The 17,065-nt window shown below is 64.1% G+C and carries 11 protein-coding genes, 1 other RNA gene and 1 pseudogene; 7 read left to right on the forward strand and 6 right to left on the reverse strand.

Translation table 11 applies throughout. From position 1 onward, the window contains the following. Positions 1–63: 63 nt before the first annotated feature. On the forward strand, positions 64–1,188 hold the full coding sequence (locus KWO_RS19360; RefSeq protein WP_010364390.1) for a threonine dehydratase: 1,125 nt from the start codon (positions 64–66) through the stop codon (positions 1,186–1,188). After that, complete coding sequence (locus KWO_RS19365) at positions 1,185–2,747, forward strand: 2-isopropylmalate synthase (RefSeq protein WP_010376778.1); 1,563 nt, start codon at positions 1,185–1,187, stop codon at positions 2,745–2,747. Before KWO_RS19360 ends, KWO_RS19365 begins: the two co-directional genes overlap by 4 nt. A gap of 909 nt (positions 2,748–3,656) precedes the next feature. On the opposite strand, the gene leuB is transcribed toward KWO_RS19365, so the two are convergent. From leuB to leuC, 4 genes are all read right to left on the reverse strand, one after another. Further along, complete coding sequence (gene leuB / locus KWO_RS19370; RefSeq protein ID WP_010376776.1) at positions 3,657–4,730, reverse strand: 3-isopropylmalate dehydrogenase; 1,074 nt, start codon at positions 4,728–4,730, stop codon at positions 3,657–3,659. 36 nt (positions 4,731–4,766) lie between these two features. After that, positions 4,767–5,552 carry a class I SAM-dependent methyltransferase gene (locus KWO_RS19375; protein WP_010376774.1) on the reverse strand — a complete coding sequence of 262 codons (786 nt, stop codon included), beginning with the start codon at positions 5,550–5,552 and terminating at the stop codon, positions 4,767–4,769. After that, entirely contained in the window at positions 5,549–6,196 is a 648-nt protein-coding gene (gene leuD, locus KWO_RS19380) for a 3-isopropylmalate dehydratase small subunit (protein ID WP_010376771.1), read from the reverse strand. Before leuD ends, KWO_RS19375 begins: the two co-directional genes overlap by 4 nt. Positions 6,197–6,262: 66 nt before the next feature. Beyond that, positions 6,263–7,702 (reverse strand): 3-isopropylmalate dehydratase large subunit, encoded by a 1,440-nt coding sequence (gene leuC / locus KWO_RS19385; RefSeq protein ID WP_010364379.1) that lies wholly within the window; start codon positions 7,700–7,702, stop codon positions 6,263–6,265. 120 nt (positions 7,703–7,822) lie between these two features. Here leuC and KWO_RS19390 point away from each other — a divergent pair, with 120 nt between their 5' ends. Beyond that, positions 7,823–8,707: a LysR family transcriptional regulator gene (locus tag KWO_RS19390; protein WP_010364377.1), complete on the forward strand. Its 885-nt coding sequence runs from the start codon at positions 7,823–7,825 to the stop codon at positions 8,705–8,707. Between the two features lie 61 nt (positions 8,708–8,768). Continuing rightward, a non-coding RNA gene (locus KWO_RS19395) (sX9 sRNA) lies at positions 8,769–8,845 on the forward strand. Positions 8,846–9,190: 345 nt separating this feature from the next. On the opposite strand, the pseudogene KWO_RS19400 reads toward KWO_RS19395, so the two are convergent. Next, a pseudogene (locus KWO_RS19400) lies at positions 9,191–12,198 on the reverse strand (two-component regulator propeller domain-containing protein). 215 nt (positions 12,199–12,413) lie between these two features. On the opposite strand from KWO_RS19400, the gene KWO_RS19410 reads away from it, so the two are divergent. The 3 genes from KWO_RS19410 (at position 12,414) to KWO_RS19420 (ending at position 15,254) form a co-directional block, all read left to right on the forward strand. Further along, positions 12,414–13,067, forward strand: a complete 654-nt coding sequence (locus KWO_RS19410; RefSeq protein ID WP_010376762.1) for a TetR/AcrR family transcriptional regulator — start codon at positions 12,414–12,416, stop codon at positions 13,065–13,067. A gap of 127 nt (positions 13,068–13,194) precedes the next feature. Then, positions 13,195–13,851 carry a protein-L-isoaspartate O-methyltransferase family protein gene (locus tag KWO_RS19415; RefSeq protein ID WP_010376761.1) on the forward strand — a complete coding sequence of 219 codons (657 nt, stop codon included), beginning with the start codon at positions 13,195–13,197 and terminating at the stop codon, positions 13,849–13,851. A gap of 20 nt (positions 13,852–13,871) precedes the next feature. Continuing rightward, on the forward strand, positions 13,872–15,254 hold the full coding sequence (locus tag KWO_RS19420; RefSeq protein ID WP_010376759.1) for a TolC family outer membrane protein: 1,383 nt from the start codon (positions 13,872–13,874) through the stop codon (positions 15,252–15,254). Between the two features lie 477 nt (positions 15,255–15,731). On the opposite strand, the gene waaA is transcribed toward KWO_RS19420, so the two are convergent. Further along, entirely contained in the window at positions 15,732–17,048 is a 1,317-nt protein-coding gene (gene waaA / locus KWO_RS19425; protein WP_010364364.1) for a lipid IV(A) 3-deoxy-D-manno-octulosonic acid transferase, read from the reverse strand. Positions 17,049–17,065: the final 17 nt, after the last annotated feature.

Genomic DNA, 17,065 nt, shown 5'->3' on the forward strand with positions numbered 1-17,065 from the left:
CGCGCGACGATCAAACTGCCGTTCGGAGGTGTCTTCTTCCGGATCGGCCGCGCGCGTGCCGCAATGCCTGATTCCGGCCGCCCTTCCGCTTCGGCACAGGAGCCAGAGGTAAGCGACGTAGCCGTCAGCGTGGCCGACGTGCTGGCGGCACAGGCACGCCTGCGCAAGTACCTGTCGCCCACGCCGCTGCATTACGCCGAACGCTTCGGCGTGTGGTTGAAGCTTGAAAACCTGCAGCGCACCGGCTCTTACAAGGTGCGCGGCGCATTGAATGCATTGCTGGCCGGGCTGGAGCGGGGCGATGAGCGCCCGGTGATCTGCGCCTCGGCAGGCAATCATGCGCAAGGCGTGGCGTGGTCGGCGTATCGGCTGGGTGTGCAGGCCATCACGGTGATGCCCTACGGCGCGCCGCGGACAAAGATTGCCGGTGTCGCGCATTGGGGCGCCACTGTGCGCCAGCATGGCAGCAGCTATGACGAGGCATTCGCGTTTGCGCGCGAGCTGGCCGACCAGAATGGCTATCGCTTCCTGTCGGCCTTCGACGACCCGGATGTGATTGCCGGCCAGGGTACGGTTGGCATCGAACTGGCGGCGCATGCGCCGGACGTGGTGATCGTGCCGATCGGCGGCGGTGGGCTGGCGTCCGGCGTGGCGCTGGCATTGAAGTCGCAGGGCGTGCGTGTGGTCGGGGCGCAGGTGGAAGGCGTCGATTCGATGGCGCGCGCCGTACGCGGCGATCTGCGCGAAATCACCCCGGTTGCAACGCTGGCAGACGGTGTGAAGGTCAAGGTCCCCGGCTTCCTTACGCGTCGTCTGTGCTCGAGCCTGCTCGATGATGTGGTGATCGTGCGCGAGGCCGAATTACGCGAAACGTTAGTGCGTCTGGCGCTGGAAGAGCACGTCATCGCCGAAGGCGCCGGCGCGCTGGCGTTGGCCGCCGGCAGACGCGTTTCCGGGAAACGCAAATGTGCGGTGGTCTCTGGCGGTAATATCGACGCAACCGTGTTGGCCACACTCTTGTCCGAGGTGCGGCCGCGTCCGCCACGCAAGCCGCGTCGTCGCAATACCGAGCGACGTCGCAACGAAAGTAGCGCCAAGCCACTATCCGATACACCCGTTCTTTCCCGCCCATCCGCAGTCGCTTCAACGCCTGTCACCGCCATCGCCGCAGAGGAGTCTTCCTGGTGAACACGACCGTATCCAACCAGACCCCGCATATCCGAATTTTCGACACCACCCTACGCGACGGCGAGCAATCCCCCGGCTGCAGCATGACGCCCCAGCAGAAGCTGGTCATGGCGCGCGCGCTGGATGAGCTCGGCGTGGATATCATCGAAACCGGGTTTCCTGCCAGCTCGCATTCCGACCGCGAAGCGGTGGCGATGATGGGCCGCGAACTGCGCCGTCCCACCCTGGCGGTGTTGTCGCGCTGCCTGCAGACCGATATCGAAATCTCGGCCAAGGCATTGGAAGCAGCCGCAAACCCCCGCCTGCATGTGTTTTTGTCCACCAGCCCGCTGCACCGCGAGCACAAGCTGCGCATGAACCGCGAGCAGGTGCTGGAATCGGTGCACCGGCACGTGACGCTGGCGCGCGGCTACATCGACGACGTGGAATTTTCTGCCGAAGATGCAACCCGCACCGAAGGAGATTTCCTGGCCGAGGTCACCCGCGTGGCGATCGCCGCCGGCGCCACCACCATCAATCTGCCCGACACAGTGGGCTTCACCACGCCCGAAGAGATCCGCGGCATGTTCTCGTGGTTGATCGCCAGCGTGGAAGGTGCCGACAAGGTCATCTTCAGCGCGCATTGCCACAACGATCTGGGTCTGGCGGTGGCCAACTCGCTGGCCGCCATCGAAGGCGGTGCGCGTCAGGTGGAATGCACCATCAACGGAATCGGCGAGCGCGCGGGCAATTGCGCGCTGGAAGAAATCACCATGGCGCTGAAAGTGCGTGGCGCCTTCTACAACATCGATTCGGCGATCAATACCCCGCGCATCGTGTCCACCTCGCAGTTGCTGCAGCGCTTGGTCGGCATGCCGGTACAGCGCAACAAGGCTGTGGTGGGCGGCAACGCGTTTGCGCACGAGTCGGGCATCCATCAGCACGGCATGCTGCGCCATCGCGGTACCTACGAAATCATGCGCCCGGAAGACGTGGGCTGGGAATCGTCGCAGATGGTGCTGGGCCGCCACAGCGGCCGCGCTGCGGTTGAACAACGATTGCGCGCGCTGGGGTATCTGCTGGAAGAAGATGAGGTCAAGCTGGTCTTCGAACAGTTCAAGGCATTGTGCGAGAAGCAGCGTGTGGTCACCGACGCCGATCTGCAGGCATTGATGCAAGATGCCACCGTGCAGGAAGGCTACCGTCTGGCATCGATGACCATCAGCGATGTCGGCAGCCGCGCCAATGCGCTGGTGGAGTTGTCCGATCCGGAAGGCAATCGCGTGGCCGAAACCGCGCAGGGCAACGGGCCGGTGGATGCGCTGTTCGGTGCATTGGCCTCGGCCACCGGCGTGAAACTGGAGCTGGACAGCTATCAGGTGCACAGCGTGGGCATCGGCGCAGACGCGCGCGGCGAAGCCAGCCTGAGCGTGCGCCACGACGGCGTGGAATACGAAGGCACCGGCACCAGCAAGGACATCATCGAAGCCAGCGCGCTGGCATGGCTGGATGTGGCCAACCGCCTGTTGCGGCAACGCGAGCGTGGCGTGGTCGCCAGCAAGACGGCTGCGGTGGCGTAACGCCGCGCAGTCGCTGGACGATGCAAACCTGACGGCCAGCAGAGTGATCTGCTGGCTGTTTTGGTTTTGATGTTCGAACTGTTTCACGCATGCGTCGGTTTGCTGCTGACGCTTGCGTGCATGCCAACGTGGCAAAGCTTCAGTTTGCTCCGGGTGCTTGCACGCGTACCGGCGTGGGACACGCCGCAAGTACGTCCATGTAGGCTCTGGCACGGCATCCATGCCGCTCAAGGTCCCACGCCAGCAACGCGTGCAAGCACCGCTGATTACCACGGCAACTGATGGGCGAGCAGTGATGCTCTTGATCCGCTGACGACTGGTGCGCTGCCGGGCTTTACTGCGTTCTGGCTTAGCAAGCTTGAGACAGACACTGCAGCTAACCGAACAGGGCACGCATGAGAGCGACGCCAATTGGGGCTGAGCTCCTAGTCTATGCCGTGCATCGGCATAGACAGGCACATGCGCCCCACAGCCGCGAGTACCGCACCTCATCGTGTGTTGGTTGCACGCGCCAAACGCCGCTACGACTAAGAAGCTGTGGCGGCGCTGCTGACTAGCGTTAGGCTGCCTCGCTCAGCTCTGCGCTTGAACGCATTGCTTTCAAATCGGCGGCCGCACTGATGAGCGTGGTGCCGTATCCGGGGCCGGGACCGTTGGCGGCATGGACGCCGCCAACGAGCCTCCAGGGATGGATCCACGGCGTGTCCGGCTCCGGATACGACACCGCGCCTCGACCAACCTGGCAAGCAATCACTACCGGCGCGGAATTGTTTAAGCGCAGGTAGTCCTACTCACACGCTGGTCGTTTCAAACAACACAATGCCTAGCTCAACCAAGACAAAAAAAGCGGCTATCGTCGCCAAACGATAGCCGCCAGCAGTGCAATCATCGCAACGACACACGCAGAACCTACAGCGCAGCCACCACCGCATCGCCCATCGCCACGGTGCCGACCTTGGTAGTGCCTTCGGACCAGATGTCGGCAGTGCGCAGGCCTTGGTCGAGCACATTGCCGACTGCGCGTTCAATTGCATCCGCTGCACCGGCTTGCGCGAAGGTGTAGCGCAGCATCATCGCCACCGACAGGATCGTCGCCAGCGGATTGGCAATGCCCTTACCGGCGATGTCCGGCGCCGAGCCATGGCAGGGCTCGTACATGCCCTTGCTGTTGGCATCCAGCGAGGCGGAAGGCAGCATGCCGATCGAGCCGGTGAGCATGGATGCCTGGTCGGACAGAATGTCGCCGAACATGTTGTCGGTCACGATCACGTCGAACTGCTTGGGCGCGCGCACCAACTGCATCGCCGCGTTGTCCACGTACATATGCGACAGCGCAATATCGGGGTAGTCCTTGGCCACTTCTTCGACCACTGCACGCCACAGTTGGCTCGATGCCAGCACGTTGGCCTTGTCGACCGAACACAACTTCTTGCCACGCAAACGCGCCATCTCGAAGCCCGCCTTGGCGATGCGACGGATCTCGCTCTCGCTATACGGCAAGGTGTCGTACGCCTGACGCTCGCCGTTGTCCAAGGTGCGCGTGCCACGTGGCTGACCGAAGTAAATGCCGCCAGTGAGCTCACGCAGGATCAGCAGATCCAGCCCGGAGACGACTTCCGGCTTCAACGTGGACGCATCGGCCAGCTGCGGATACAGCAGCGCCGGGCGCAGGTTGGCGAACAAACCCAACTGCGAGCGAATCTTGAGCAAGCCACGTTCCGGCCGCAGCGCCGGGTCGATGGTGTCCCACTGCGGGCCACCCACTGCGCCCAACAACACCGCATCGGCAGCACGCGCACGCTCCAGCGTTTCATCGGCCAACGGGCTGCCGTATTTGTCGTAGGCCGCACCGCCCAGCTCGTCATACACCAGCTCGAAACCCAGGCCGTGCTGCGCATCAATGCGCTTTAGCACCTTAACCGCTTCGGCCATGATCTCCGGCCCGATCCCGTCGCCGGGAAGAATCAGAATCTGCTTGCTCATGCCATCCTCGTGAGTGACGCCGTAGCGCCATTGAAATCAACGTACTGCCCAAAGCACCAGCACATCGGTACTGAAAGATCCATCGGCATCGATCTGGAAATGGTCGCGCACCGCATCTACCGCCGCGTCCTGCAATGCGCGGATTGCTTCACGCATGACCTGCGGGGTGCGCATGCGCTCCACCCAGCTTGCGTAGTTCAAATGCAGGCGCTGGCACTGATGCCGCTGCACCTGCAGGCCAGCATCGCCCACCATCTGCAACCATTGCGCAACGCTGTAGTCGCGCACGTGGCTGGTGTCGCGCAGCAACTCGATTGCCTGCAGGTGTGTGTCCAGCAACGGCAGCCCTGGCGCCACCACATCGATAAACGCTGCGATACCGCCCGGACGCAGCACGCGCCGCACTTCGCGCAGTGCTTGCCCCAGGTCGCTCCAATGGTGCGCCGAATAGCGGCTGACCACTGCATCCATGCTGCCCGCCTCGAACGGAAGGCGCTCGGCGACACCTTGCAGCGTTGATATCTGTGTCAGCCCTCGTTCGGCGGCAGTCGCCGCCACGACCTTGAGCATGTCTGCTGAGAGATCGTAGGCAACCACCTCGGCCATCAATGGCGCCAGCTGGAAACTCAGATGCCCGGCACCGCAGCCCAGATCGAGCAATCGCCCATTGCGATGACCCGCCAGACCAGCACGGAGCTCAGCGAACTCGGCGCCCTGTGCATGCACGTCGCTGTGCAGATAGGCGTGCGCCTGCGGCCCGAACTGCGCGGCGACGTGTTCGCTCAGCGCCGACGGATCAGTGGTTCTGGCGACCGAATTCACTGCAGTGCGCCAAACAACCACGGTTGGCGTGCGCGATGGCCTTGCTCGAAATGACTGATCGCATCGGCGTCCTGCAAGGTGAGGCCGATATCGTCCAGCCCGTTGAGCAGGCAGTGTTTGCGGAAGGCATCGATGTCGAAGCTGTACTCCACGCCATCGGGGCGACACACACGTTGCGCAGCCAGATCCACGGTGAGTTGGTAGCCCTCGGTGGCCAGGCATTGTTCGAACAATGCATCCACTTCCGTTTCGGCCAGCACGATCGGCAGCAGACCGTTCTTGAAACTGTTGTTGTAAAAGATATCGGCAAAGCTCGGCGCGATCACCGCACGAAACCCGTATTCGTCCAGCGCCCACGGCGCATGCTCGCGTGAAGAACCGCAGCCGAAGTTCTCGCGTGCAAGCATCACGCTGGCACCCTGATAACGCGGGAAATTCAACACGAATTCCGGATTCAAGGGGCGCGTGCTGTTGTCGCGGCCGGGCTCGCCGATATCCAGATAACGCCACTCGTCGAACAGGTTTGGCCCGAAGCCGGTGCGCTTGATCGACTTGAGAAATTGCTTGGGAATGATCTGGTCGGTATCGACGTTGGCGCGATCCAGCGGCGCGACCAGTCCGGTGTGTTGGGTAAAAGGAGTCATTGGAGTGCCGGGAATGGGGAATGGGGGTTGGAATAGGCAGAGCAGGAAGCGGGACCTGGCGATTCCCTATTCCCGATTCTCGATTCCCTGCAGGCCACGCACATCGACAAAATGCCCACTCACCGCTGCTGCCGCGGCCATCGCCGGGCTAACCAGGTGCGTGCGACCACCGGCGCCCTGGCGGCCTTCGAAGTTGCGATTGGAGGTGGAAGCGCAATGCTCACCGCTACCCAGCTTGTCCGGGTTCATGGCAAGACACATCGAGCAGCCCGGCTCACGCCACTCGAAACCGGCATCCAGAAACACCTTGTCCAGGCCTTCGGCTTCGGCTTGCGCCTTGACCAAGCCAGAGCCCGGCACCACCAGTGCCTGCTTGATGGTGGACGCGACCTTGCGGCCCTTGGCCACTGCGGCGGCGGCACGCAGGTCTTCGATGCGCGAGTTGGTGCACGAGCCGATGAACACGCGATCCAGGCGGATGTCGGTGATCGGCTGGTTGGCCTTCAAGCCCATGTATTTCAGCGCGCGTTCGATCGAATCGCGCTTGGTCGGATCCTGCTCGGTCGCCGGATCGGGCACGTGCTGATCGACAGCCAGCACCATTTCCGGCGAAGTGCCCCAGCTGACCTGCGGCTTGATGTCTTCGGCACGCAGGTCCACCACGGTGTCGAAGTGCGCGTCCGGGTCGGAGACCAGCGTGGTCCACAACGCCACCGCTGCATCCCAGTCGGCGCCCTTGGGGGCGAAGGGGCGACCTTTGACGTAGGCAATCGTCTTGTCATCCACCGCCACCATGCCCACGCGCGCACCGGCCTCGATGGACATGTTGCAGATGGTCATGCGGCCTTCCATCGACAGCGCGCGAATGGCGCTGCCGGCAAATTCCAGGGCATGCCCGTTGCCGCCGGCGGTGCCGATCTTGCCAATCACCGCCAGCACGATGTCCTTGGCGGTCACCCCGAACGGCAGCGTGCCTTCCACGCGGACTTGCATGTTCTTCATTTTTTTGGCGATCAGGCACTGCGTGGCCAGCACATGCTCGACCTCGGAGGTGCCGATGCCATGCGCCAACGCGCCGAACGCCCCATGCGTGGAGGTGTGCGAATCGCCGCAAACCACGGTCATGCCCGGCAAGGTGGCGCCCTGCTCCGGGCCGACCACATGCACGATGCCCTGGCGCGCGTCGTTCATCTTGAACTCGAGGATGCCGAAGTCGTCGCAGTTCTCGTCCAGGGTCTGCACCTGCAGGCGCGACACCTCATCAGAAATCGACTCCAGCCCGCCCTGGCGCTCTGCACGTGTGGTCGGCACGTTGTGATCGGGCGTGGCGATATTGGCGTCGATGCGCCACGGCTTGCGCCCGGCCAGGCGCAGGCCTTCGAAGGCTTGCGGCGAGGTCACTTCGTGCAGGATGTGGCGGTCGATATAGATCAGCGACGAACCATCGTCACGGCGTGTGACCTCGTGCAGTTCCCACAGCTTGTCGTACAGGGTCTTGGCAGTCATCGCGGCAATCCGAGTGGCGGATGGTGGGTGCGCCCACCTGGCTGAGGTCGATGCTAGGAGCTTGCCTTGGATTACGCAAATTCATATTCTTTATTCAAGAAATTAATTTCAGGAATACCTATGGACCTGGCGAGCCTCAATGCGTTCGTGGCGATCGCCGAGAGCGGCAGCTTCTCCGCAGCCGGTGAGGCCTTGCACCTGACCCAGCCGGCAGTGAGCAAACGCATCGCGCTGCTTGAGGCACAACTGTCGGCGCGGCTGTTCGACCGCCTGGGCCGCCAAGTGGTGCTCACCGAAGCCGGCCAGGCGCTGTTGCCGCGCGCGCAACGCATCCTGGCCGAGCTGCAGGACACCCGCCGCGTGCTTGAGCATCTAGGCGCGGCGGTTGGCGGTCGTTTGAGCCTGGCTACCAGCCACCATGTGGGCTTGCACCGTCTGCCTGCGTTGTTGCGCGGTTTCGCAACACAACATCCGCAGGCGGCACTGGACATCCAGTTCCTGGATTCGGAATTGGCGTACGCCGCGGTGCTGCGTGGCGAGGTGGAACTGGCAGTGACCACGCTGGCGCCCGACACGCGCGCGCCGCTGCGTGCGCAGCCGATCTGGCACGATCGCCTGCAGTTCGTGGTTGCGCCTGATCACCCGTTGGCAGCGCTGCGCGCGGTGTCGCTGGACGATGTGGTTGCGCACCCGGCGGTCTTACCGGATCCGGGCACGTTCACTCATCGCATCGTCGCCAATCTATTCGCCGAACGCGGCCTGGCACCGAGTTTGCGCATGACCACCAATTATCTGGAAACGATCAAGATGCTGGTGTCGGTGGGCTTGGCGTGGAGCGTGTTGCCCGAGCGCATGATCGACCATCAGATCGTGGCGTTGCCGCTGGCCGATGTGGCGCTATCGCGCGAGCTGGGTTGCGTCACGCATGGCGGGCGCACCTTGTCGCGCGCGGCGCAGGCGTTTGTCGCATTGTTGCGTGCGCAGGCGGATCAAGCGCGGGTTTAGTGCAGCTAACAAAACGACTGCGCTCACCGCCAGGCGGGCGTGGCCGGTGCTCGGAATTGGCATGTACCACGCGTACACTGCGGTTCTGAGCGCGCTGTCCGCGGCCACCTGACAGCTGCTCGCTACGTGTTGTTAGCCGCTCTTAGTGCACAGGCGGACTGCATGTTGCAGAGATTCAAGCAGCCGCGGTGGTCAGCGCCTGTTCGATTCACCGGTCAACATTTGTCTGCCGTTGCCGGCAACGCCGGCACGCTGATCGGCTTGCAAGGTTGGCCCGATCAAGTCGATCAAAAAAGACGCCATGTCGGTCCGGACCGACATGGCACGCGCCAGTGCAACGCATTTCGCGAACTGCTGAAGACCAATGCGCTTGGCAGGCGAAACAACGATTTGCTGCGGATGTCGTTTTCATCACGCATCACCCGGCTCATGCAAGAACACGTGCAATGCATCGAGACTGCGGCTTGCACTCCGTGCAATACCTTACGGCCCGATCAAGCGATCCCGCCCCTGCCGCTTGGCGTCATACAGCCGACGATCGGCCAACGCCAGCAGTTCGCGTCGGCTCGGCGCTTCGTCGCTCATCGCCATGCCCATGCTGGCGGTACAACGCACGGGCGTGCCTTGCGCATCGACCTGGATATCGGCCAGTCGCTGCCGCACGCGCTCGAACAGTGCGCGCGCCTGCGCCGCATCCAGCCCTATGGCCGCAAGCAGGAATTCTTCGCCACCGTGCCGCGCGGCGAAGCAGTGCGCCTGATCCTGCTCGCTCAACACCTGGCCGATGGCGAACAGCACTGCATCGCCAACCTCGTGCCCGTAGTCGTCGTTGATACGCTTGAAGTGATCGATATCCATCAGCGCTAGCGCCAGTGCGGCGCCACCTGCATGCGCCTCATCGAACCATTGCTGCAGCACACGCTCGGCTTCGCGTCGGTTCGGCAGCGCCGTCAGCACGTCGTGGCTGGCGCGGTAGGTATTCCAGCTGGCGCATCAACGCTTCGCGTTCCTGGCTGGCCTGCTGCAGCGCCAGGTTCTTGTCGCGCAGTTCGCGCGTGCGGCGATCGATGACGGTATTGAGCTGGCGCTGACGCCGGCGATAACTGGCAGTCCGCCACAGATAAAACCCGTAGATCACACTGGCCAGGCCGAGGATCCCCAGACCGATCACTTCGCCCCGGCGCCACCACGGCGGCGCGAGTGCGATGACCAGGCTGGCTTCGCCCAACAAATCGCTTTGCCGCCAATCCACCGGCAGTGACATCGCCTGCACACGGAAGCGGAAGCGGCCCGGCGGCAGATTGGTGTAGACCGCTTCGCTGGCATTGTCTGCATCCACCCAATCCGGGTCGAAGCCTTCCAGTCGGTAGCGATACCGCACCTTGTCCGGGCCACGGAAATTCAGCCCCGCATAGCCAATCGCGATACGCCGGGTCTCGGCACCGAACCGATGCGGGCCGCTCAATGGCTGCACCATGCCATCGACCAGCAGGCGCTCGAACACGATCGGCACCCGATGGCCTTGCAAGGTGCCCACCCGCGTCGGGTCGATCACACCCAGGCCTGCAGCGGTGGGAAACAGCAACTGCCCGGACTGGGTCAGCCAGCCGGCCGGTGCACTGCTACCGTTACCCTGGTTGCTCGGCATACCGTCGCTGCGGTCGACCACTTCCACGCTCAATTGTTCGCGCGTGCCCGCATCGATCTGGTCGAAGTTCTTGCGCGCGATGCGGAACACGCCGTGGTTGCTCGACAACCAGAAATAGCCGCGACCGTCGTCGATCACCCGGAACACCTTGTCGCGCGGCAGCCCGACCCGGTGGTCGTAGACGCGAAAACTCTCACCGCGCAAACGTAGCAGCCCGCGATCGCTGGCAATCCACACATCGCCAGCGGCATCGCGCAGGAATTCGAACGCGTTCTGCCCGGGGAAATCCCGATCGCCCAGCCAGGCGCGCGTGCTGCCGTCCGGCGATAGCGCGGTCATGCCACGATCGGTGCCGATCCACACGATGCCCTGCGCGTCACGGTACAAGCCCTGCACGGCGCCGTCCGGCACACCGTCGGCGGCGGTGTAGCGGCGTGCCTTGCCGTTGCGCCAGCGCACCAGCCCGGCAGTGGTGCCTATCCACAGATTGTCGCCATCTGGCAGCACCGCGCGTACCGACGTCGACGGCAGGCCATCGGCCGCGCCGATGCGCACCAACATGTGGCCTTGCGCATCCAGACGCACCACGCCCTGGCTGTAGGTGCCGGCCCAGGCGCCGCCATCGCCGGCATCGGCCAGCGCCAGCACCGATTGCTCAAGCACGGGCCCACCTTCGCTGGGCGACAGCGATACGCGGCTGATGGAGTCGTCGCGCCAGCGATCCAGCCCCACCGCGCTGCCCACTCACACGGTGCCGTTGCCGGTTTGGAGCACACAGCGCACGTAGTCCGAACTCAGGCCTTCGGCGTGGGTGATGCCGTGTGCAGCACCCTCGGCAACCCGGAACAGCCCGTGCGTGCTGCCGACCCAGATCAGGCCTTCGGCGTCTTCCAGCAGGGCCGGGCTGGCGACGCCGGAAATGGCGATCTGCTCGTCCGGGTCATCCTGCCCACTGCGCACCACCAGCATGCCCGACGACAGGCTCATCCATAGATGCCCGCGCCGGTCCAGCAATAGCGAATCCACGCGCTGTCCCTGACGGAACCGCTGCAGGCCGCCGCCACGGCTCCACCACCACACGCATCGTCGCCGGCCACCAACAGGCCGCCCTGACGGTCGCTGGCCAGCCGCCGCACCGGCACATCGCGCATCCCGTGCGCCCTGCCCCAGGCTGCAGCCTGGCCGCCATCGCGTGGCAGGCGATACAGACCGACCTCGGTACCAACCCAGAGGTCGCCGCTCTCGTCTGCGAACAACGCCGTGATGCGCGCACGCGGCAACCCGGCCTGGCGGCCGACATCGACCACCCGCCCGTCGCCCTCAATGCGGTACAGCGTCTGCGGCGTGCCCACCCACAGCGCGCCATCGGTCCGCCGCAGCAAGGCGCTCACCGCCAGATGCCGCGCCGAGGCGTCGCCCAGCTGCTGCCAGTGGCCGTCCTGATAGTGGTAGACGCCGTCGAACGCGGTGCCGAAGAGCATGCCGCCAGCGCTGTCGCGCACCACCACGAACACCCCACCCAGCTCGACACCGAGCGTGTTCTGGCGGTCATACACGGTGAAGTCGCGCCCATTGAAGCGCGCCACGCCTTCCCAGGTGCCCAGCCAGATCAGGCCGTCTTCGCCCTGCGCCACGGCGTGCACCAGGTTGTGCGGCAGGCCATCGTCCATGTTCCAGCGCGTGACCGTGTGGTATGCCGTATATGTTTGAGCGCCTGCGCGCCGGCCGGCCAGGCGCCAAGCACTAGGCAGCACGCCAGCAGCCATCGCAAAGCGCGCCCGATCCGCGGCACATACGTGCTGCGAACGCAGCTTGTATGCGCCTGCGTACCGACCTTGTCCACGCTCTCCGTCCCCTCGTCCGTGTTCGCTGGAGATACCTGCGGTATGCACTGGCAGGCTTCCGGCAAATTTATCACCGGGGTTTTTGCGCCGCCTTCGGTGGATCCCTGACAGCTGCCGGGAGTGCCATGACACCGAGAGCCAGACAGACGGAATCGTTAACGTAACGCGTGGGCGCCGAGTATAAATATAGAACCCGATGGTCTAGTATTGGCGCATGTCCAGCTCGCCCACACCCACCTCCAAGGCCAAGAGTAACGGCCCCGGCCGTCCTAAGGATCTTGGGAAGCGTGCCGCCATCCTGGATGCCGCCCGCACCATGTTCATGGAACAGGGCTATGCAGGGGTCAGCATGGATGGGATCGCCGCGCAGGCCGGCGTCTCCAAACTGACCGTCTACAGCCACTTCGGCGACAAGGAGAGCCTGTTTTCTGAAGCGATCCGTGCGCAGTGCCAGCATATGATGCCGGACGACCTGTTCGACCACGCCCCCAAGGGCGCCCTGCGCGACCAGCTCACCGAGATCGCCCATGCGTTCTTCGCCATGGTCAGCACCGAGTCGGCCATCTCCACCCACCGCATGATGATGGCGCCCGGGACCGGCGACGTGCATATCCGCGAGATGTTCTGGGATGCAGGCCCCAAGCGCACCCAGCGGGCGCTGGCGGATTTCCTGTCTGCGCGGGTGGCCGACGGCCAGTTGGAGATCCCGGACGTTGCGCGCGCCGCGTTGCAATTCTTCTGCCTACTCAAGGGCGAGCTCTACGCCTTGATGATGTGCGGCCTGCACGGCCAGCCCACCCGCGCCGAGGTGGATGAGCACATCGACGCCAGCGTGGACTTCTTTTTGAGGGCATATGCGCCGCGCTGAGGGCCCCGGCCTTTGGTGGCGATGACTTCCGGCACTGCGCCGAATGGCAGCGCACGGCGATGCTAGATGCGCCATGCGCCTCGCGCACCGGTAAAATGTTCGCCCCACCGCGTTGGATAACCGCACCATGACGATCGATTTCACCCAGGCCCGCGAAAAGATGGTCGAGCAGCAGATCCGGCCGTGGGACGTGCTGGATCTGCGCGTACTCGACGTGCTGGCGCGCATGCCACGCGAAGCGTTCGTGCCGGAGGCCTACAAGACGCTGGCCTATGTCGACGTGGAAATTCCGCTGTCGGCCGGTCACAAGATGATGAAGCCGGTTGTCGAAGGCCGCATGTTGCAAGCGCTGGATCTGCAGCCGGGCGAAGACGTGCTGGAAGTGGGCACCGGCAGCGGCTTTGCCACCGCCTGCCTGGCCGCGCTCGCGCGTGAAGTCCTCAGCCTGGAGATCGACCCGGCGCTGGCCGCCGCCGCGCGCGCCAATCTGGATCGCACCGGCATGGGCAGCAATGTCCGTATCGAAACCGCCGACGTGTTCGGCTGGCAGAGCGAGCGTCGCTTCGATGCCATCTGCGTGACCGGCGCGGTCGATACGCTGCCCGTGCAGTGGCTGCAGTGGTTGCGCCCGAACGGCCGGCTGTTTGTCGTGCGCGGCCACGACCCGGTGATGGAAGCGATCCTGTTGCGTGGCGACGTCAACGCCCCGCGCATCGAATCGTTGTTCGAAACCGACCTCGCCTATCTCCAGGGCGCCGCACCCACGCCCCGATTCCAATTCTGATTCCCAAGGAAGCTTCCCCGATGATCCGCCGATCCCTCGTTCTGGCCCTGGCCGCCGCCCTGTCTCCCATGGCTGCGCACGCCACCGACCTGCTGCAGGTCTACGAAATGGCCCGCAACGGCGATCCGCAGCTGGCCGTGGCCGAGTCCACGCGCCTGGTCAATCGGGAAGGTCAGGTGCAGGCGCGTGCGGCGTTGTTGCCGCAGCTGGATGGCAGCGCCGCCTACACCCAGTCGCATCGTGAACTGGAGGGCATCGATGGCCGCTCCACGACCAAGCAGCGCCAGTACGCGATTCAGGGCAGCCAGACCATCTTCAACTGGGCGCAGTTTTCCAACCTCCGTGCGCAGCGCGAAGTCGCCAAGGCGGCGGATTTCACCCTGGCATCGGCCAACAACGACCTGATCACCCGTACCTCGGCGGCGTATTTCCAGGTACTGGTCGGGATCGAGTCGCTGGCGGCAGCCGAAACCAACGAGGCGGCAGCCAAGAAGCAGTTCGACTATGCCGACAAGCGTCTGGAAGTGGGTCTGGCACCGATCACCGACGTGCACGAAGCCCGCGCCCAGTACGACCAGGCACGCGCCGACACCATCAATGCCCGCAATACGCTCAAGGACTACTACCAGGCCCTGACCGAGCTCACCGGCCAGCCTGTGGTCGGCTTGCGCGCATTGCCGGAAGAGTTTCGCCCGGAAGTGCCGGCCGCCTACAGCAATGTGGATCAGCTGGTCGCCACCGCGATCGCCGATAACCCCGCATTGAAGGCGCAGCAGTTGCAGGTCAGCGCTGCCGAGGCACAGGTCAGTGCCGCGCGTGCCGGCCATCTGCCGACGCTCAATCTTTCCGGCAGCTTGGGGAGAACCAATAGCTGGGGCGGTGGCACCGATGTCGATACAGCTGCAGGTAACTTCACGACCAACAATCGCAATATCGATACCGACTCCATCGGCATCACGCTCTCGATACCGATCTTTGCAGGCGGGGCGACCCAGTTGGCGGTGCGTCAGGCACTGTCGCAGCGCGACATCCAGCAGGACACCTACGAGCAGCAGAAGCGCGCGCTCGATCGCAACACCCGCAATGCCTACCAGACCGTGGTTGCCGGCATCAGCGAAGTGGAAGCCCGCCGTCTGGCCGTGGTGTCGGCGCAAGCCGCCTACGACGCCTCGCAGGTGGGTCTGGAAGTCGGCACGCGCACCGTGCTGGACGTCGTGCAGAACCAGCGCACGCTGTTCCAGGCGCAGCTGAACTACGCGCAGTCGCGTTACAACTTCCTGCAGAACCGTCTGCTGCTGGGCCAGGCGATCGGCAAGCTCGACATCACCGACTTGCAGGATGTGAATCGCCTGCTGTCGCAGGATGCAGAGTCCAAACTGCAGGGCAGCGGTTCGTTGCAGTAAACGATCTGAGATGTAAAGCAAAAAGGCGGGCTCAGGCCCGCTTTTTTGTGCGCGATTGTCAGCCACTTCAGCAGTGATATCCCGGCTGGCATGGACGGCTTGGACACTATGGATGTATCGGTTGCACGGCGGGTGATCGGTGACCGGCTGCAGCCCTTGCCCGCCCACCATCGCGGGACACGCTGCACGTACGTCCATGTCAGCTTCTACGTAGCATTCACGGCGCGTAAGGCCCCGCGACGGTGAGCAGGAGGGAATAGTCCAGATGGTCAGTGCGCATCGCTGTTAATAAAAAACAGCGAGCCAACGGACGGAGACAGTGTCCTAGCCGCTTACCGGAACCTACGACAACATGGATACCGCCACCGAGCGCATGCAGTGCTTCAGCATTTACCCCGAGAGCGGCGATGAGATCTTTCGTGGCCCAGCGCGGCTTGTGACTCGCACAAATAATGTAATGAGTTCATAGCTACATCTTCAAGGCGCCACAACATCACCAACCACCGGCGGCAGATCCGGGGCGATCTGTATCAATGTGCGGGCCACTGCGCCCTTGCCGTTGGCGACCAGTGCCAGGCCTGCGGTGGTCATCGCCTCGCGTTGATCGGGGTCGGCAAGCAAACGCGCCAACGCCTGGTACACGCAATCGGCATCCTCACAGATGGTGACCGCATCGGCTTCGCGCATGCGCCGCGAAATCTCCGAGAAGTTATGCAGATGCGGGCCGGTGATCGCCGGTGTCCCAACGGCTGCCGGCTCGAGCAGATTGTGCCCGCCGATCGGCTGCAGACTGCCGCCGACGAAGGCCACCTGCGCGCACGCATAGAAGCTCATCAACTCGCCCAGGGTATCGATGACGAACACCTTGTCGCTTGCCTGTGGCCATTGCTGCGCCTTGCGCGTGGCAACGCGCCAGCCGCGCTCGCGCGCCAGCGCCTCGACCTTGGGAAAGCGCTCGGGATGGCGCGGCGCCCACAACAACAGCAACTCTGGAAATTGCGGCAGCAAACGTGCGTGGATGTCGGCAACAGCAGCCTCTTCGCCTTCGTGCGTGCTGGCGGCGATCCACACTGGGCGCGTGGCCGGCACGTGGGTGCGGAACTGCGCGACCAGCGCCTGCAATTGCGCGGGCGCGGCGATATCGAATTTGAGATTGCCCAGCGCGATCACCTGATCCGGGCGGGCGCCCAGCGTGATGAACCGTTCGGCATCGTCCTGCGACTGCGCCGCCACGCAGGTGACCGTTTGCAGCGCGCGACTGATCAACGGCGCCAGCAGCCGATAGCCACGCAGCGAACGCGCCGACAACCGCGCGTTGAGGATATACACCGGGATCTGGCGATCGCGACAACCGAACAACATGTTCGGCCATAGCTCGGTTTCCAGGATCAATGCCAGACGCGGGCGGAAGTGTTCGAGAAACCGCCCCACGCTGCCCGGCACGTCGTACGGCAGATACACATGGTCCACCGCATCGCCCCATACCGCGCGCACCCGCTCAGAGCCGGTCGGGGTGATGGTGGTGATGACCCAGCGGATATCCGGGCGCTGCGCACGTAGCGCATTGACCAGCGGCGCGGCCGCATTGACCTCACCCACCGACACCGCATGCACCCACACGCGTGGACGCCCGCACGCGTGCGTGTAGGACGCATAGCGCTCGTTCCACCGATTGAAGTATTCGCGCACACGAAAGCCGCGCCACACCAGGTGGTACACCGTGACCGGCAACAACAGGTAGAGCAGCGCCGAGTACAGCCCGCGCAGCAGCCATTCGATGGGGTCTTTCCGCATCGGTGCAGGATACGGGA

Source organism: Xanthomonas vasicola pv. musacearum NCPPB 4379, from assembly GCF_000277895.2.
Lineage (GTDB): Bacteria > Pseudomonadota > Gammaproteobacteria > Xanthomonadales > Xanthomonadaceae > Xanthomonas > Xanthomonas vasicola.